This window comes from Immundisolibacter sp. (genome assembly GCF_041625615.1).
Taxonomy (GTDB): domain Bacteria; phylum Pseudomonadota; class Gammaproteobacteria; order Immundisolibacterales; family Immundisolibacteraceae; genus Immundisolibacter.
In genome coordinates, this window is sequence record NZ_JBFJTF010000189.1 from 1 (window position 1) to 3,477 (window position 3,477).

3 protein-coding genes are annotated in these 3,477 nt (G+C 71.2%); 2 read left to right on the top strand and 1 reads right to left on the bottom strand.

Annotation, left to right across the window (positions count from 1 at the left end; translation table 11 throughout):
• Positions 1-1,015, top strand: a 1,015-nt coding sequence (locus tag ABYX71_RS11165; protein ID WP_372696572.1) for an amidohydrolase family protein, incomplete at its 5' end; no start/stop codon positions are given.
• A gap of 2 nt (positions 1,016-1,017) precedes the next feature.
• Positions 1,018-2,205, top strand: coding sequence for a sodium/glutamate symporter (gene gltS, locus ABYX71_RS11170; RefSeq protein WP_372696573.1), 1,188 nt, complete (start codon positions 1,018-1,020; stop codon positions 2,203-2,205).
• Positions 2,206-2,212: 7 nt separating this feature from the next.
• Here the strand turns inward: gltS and ABYX71_RS11175 are convergent, their stop codons facing one another.
• Entirely contained in the window at positions 2,213-3,409 is a 1,197-nt protein-coding gene (locus tag ABYX71_RS11175) for a zinc ribbon domain-containing protein (protein WP_372696574.1), read from the bottom strand.
• Between the last annotated feature and the right edge of the window lie 68 nt (positions 3,410-3,477).

A 3,477-nucleotide genomic window follows, 5' to 3' on the forward strand; every position in this document is an offset into this window, starting at 1 on the left:
CCTGTGCCACGTGCTGCGCGACCTCGGCCGCGGCACCATCCAGATCGCCATGGGCGGCGTCGGCGGCGCGCTGAGCGAACAGCAGCAGGACCTGCTGCGGTTCCTGCTGCAGGAAAGCGGGCGCCCGCTGACCTGGACCTTCCTGCTGGTGCCGGTCGGCAACCCACGGCGCGCCCTGCAGACGCTGGAGGAAACCGACTGGCTGACACAGATGGGCGCGGTGCCGCAGGTGTCCTGCCGGCCGTTTCTGACCCAGCTGGAGATGACCAACCCGTTCATCTTCGCCGACCGCGCGACCTTCGCACCGCTGTTCAACACCGGCACCGCGCGCCTGGCCACCGCCTACCGCGACCGTGCGTTTCGCGACGCACTGCGCGCGGAACTCACGCAGCCGGGCGCCTTTTCCGGCGACTGGACGCGGCTGGAGGTGCAACAGGTGCAAAATTCGGCCCTGCAGGCACTGGTCGGCCGCACGGTCGCCGACATCGCCGCCGAACGCAGCCAGGACGGGCTCGACACGTTTCTCGACATCGCCCTCGCCGACGACCTGGCGGCACGGTTCTTGTACACGATTTCCAACATCGACCTCGACGTGGTGGCCCAGATCATCAACGACCCCCGCACCCTGATCGGCGCCTCCGACGGCGGCGCCCATGTCGACCAGATCTGCGACGTCGGCTACGCCACCTGGCTGCTCGGCACCTGGGTGCGCGAGCGCGGCGCCATGACCCTGGAACGGGCCGTGCAGCGCCTGACCACCGACCCGGCGCGGGTGTTCGGCATCGCCGATCGCGGCCGCCTGGCAACGGGCCTGAAGGCGGACATCGCCGTGTTCGACCCGGCCACCGTCGGCTCGGACCGGCTGGCGCGGGCGGTGTTCGACCTGCCCGGCGGACGCCGCCGCCTGGTGTCGGATGCCCGCGGCATCGCCGCCACCGTGGTCAACGGACAGCTGCTGATGCGCGCCGGCCAGGCACAACCGCAGCGCGCCGGCGAGCGCCTGCAGGCGGCCTGAACATGCTCGAACTGGGCATGATGCAGACCCTGGCGCTGGCCGCCCTGGCGGTGGCCATCGGCCAGGGCCTGCGGCGCTGGTTTCCGGTGCTGGCCCGCTACGACCTGCCCGAGCCGGTGCTCGGCGGACTGGTGGTGGCACTGCTGATCAGCGTGTTGCGCCTGGACGGGCAGTCCGTGGTGCAGTTCGACACCTCGCTGCAGACACCCTTGATGGTGGCGTTTTTCACCACCATCGGCTTCGGCGCCAGCGTGCGCCTGCTGCGTATCGGCGGCGTGCAGGTGGCGCTGTTTCTGGTGCTGGCAACCAGCGCCGCCCTGGCGCAGAACCTGCTCGGCGCCGGCCTGGCGGCGCTCATGGGCCTGCCACCGCTGTTCGGCGTGCTGGCCGGCTCGACCACCCTCACCGGCGGCCCGGCCACCGGCCTGGCGTTCGCCCCGCTGTTCGAGCAGGCGGGCGTCAACGGCGCCACCGTGGTGGCAATCACGGCTGCCATGGCCGGCATCGTCATGGGCGGCCTGTTCGGCGGCCCGGTGGGCGGACGCATCATCAGCCGTCGCCACCTGCGCCCCGATGCCGCGGCACACGCCCCCGCGCCGGCCACTGCCGCCGGTCCGGCGACACCCGAAAGCGCCACCGCGCAGCAAATGCGCACGGTGGTTCTTGTGCTGATGGCCATGTGGGCCGGCGGCTACGTGGCACAGGGCTTCAAGGCACTGGGCATCACCCTGCCGGCCTACATCGGCGCCATGCTGGTGGCCGCCGTCATGCGCAACATCGGCGACCGCCAGCCCCTGCTGCGGGTGCCGACGCAAAGCATGGCGAACCTGGGCGCAGTGGTGCTGTCGCTGTTCATCGCCATGGCGCTGATGACGCTGCAACTGTGGGAACTGGTGGACCTGGCGCTGCCGCTGCTGGGCCTGCTGGTGGCGCAGGCGCTGATGCTGGTGCTGCTGTGCCGGGTGGCGTTCCGGGTGATGGGCGGCGACTTCGACGCCGCCGTGATGGCCGGCGGCTTCTACGGCTTCATGATGGGAACGACCGCCAACGCGGTGGCCAACATGCAGACCCTGACCAACCGCTACGGACCCGCGCCGCGGGCGTTCCTGGTGGTGCCCCTGGTCGGCGCGTTCTTCATCGACTTCGTCAACGCCATCCTGATCACCACCTTCCTGAACGTCTTCGGCTGAAGTCGCCTCAGGCCGCCGGCTGCCCGCAGGCGCGGCAAAACGCGCCCCGCACATGCATGTCCTGCCCACAGTGCCGGCACGGGGTGTATTGCCCAAAGCCGCACTGCGGGCAGGCGGCGCTGTCCGGCGGCAGGCGCTGACCACAGTCCTGGCACTGACCACGGGCGATGCGCCGGGCCGCCAGCCGTGCCGGCGCGAACAGCTTGGTCTGCACCACATAGATCAGCACCAGGCTGCCGCCGATGGCCAGCGCGATGGCCAGGTAGTGCCACAGCGCGACCAGGTGCAGCGACTCCAGCAGCGCCATCAGCCGCTGCAGGAACTGTCGCGGCAGGATGTCGTACAGCAGCTGCAGCAGCTTGCACAGCACCGGAATGAACGCCACCACCAGCAGGTGCGAGGACACCAGCGTCTGCACCGGCCGCTGGCGCCGCAGGCTGGCCGCGTTCCAGGCATAGAACAGGCCCAGCAGCGGCAGCAGGAACACCAGTTCCATGCCCAGCCGGCGCACCGGATACCACCGCTGCAGGCGGTCCAGGTCGGCGCGCAGCTGCTCGCGTTCGGCCACCGTGATGGCATCAATGCGCTGCCACAGCGCCTGCACCTGCGGCTGCGCCTGCACCGCCGCCTCGCGCTCGGCCAGGCGGGCGGTGACCGCGTCGAGCGCGCCGGTCTTGTTGTCGAGTTCGCGGCCCAGGGCGCCGCTGCGCGACGTCGGCGCCGCCGGCCGCGCCAGTTCCTTCAGCAGGGCGGTGTCGTAGCTGCCCTTGATGCGCTCCACCTGGCGGCGCAGGTCGGCACCCTCCCGGCGCAGGGCACGGATGTCGTCGAACTGGCGGCGCAGGTCCGGCTGCGCCCGCACCGCGTCCAGCGCCTGCAGCAGCGGCGCGCACAGCGGGTGCTGCCCGGCACGCGCGGCGGAGCCCGGCCGCGAACCGGTCTGTTTGCCCAACCGTTCGAGACGCTGGCTGGGGTTCCAGCTGCGCTCGAGCACGATCTCCCGGCACACGCGCGGGATGCGCTCGTCGGGCTGCGTCAGCTGGCCGGTGTGCCGGTCCAGACCGTCGAAGATGGAGCTGAGCACGAAGGCATCGAGCAGCAGCACGATGGCCAGCGCCGCGCGGCTCAGCGGCTGACGATTCAACTGCGTCAGATGACCGCGCAAGGCGCCCACGCGCCGGCCGAGACCGCCCGCTCCCATCATGCATAGCTCTCCCTGTCCGGGCCGGGCGCCGTCAGCGCTCCAGCGCCTCCAGCACCGCACCTGGTGTC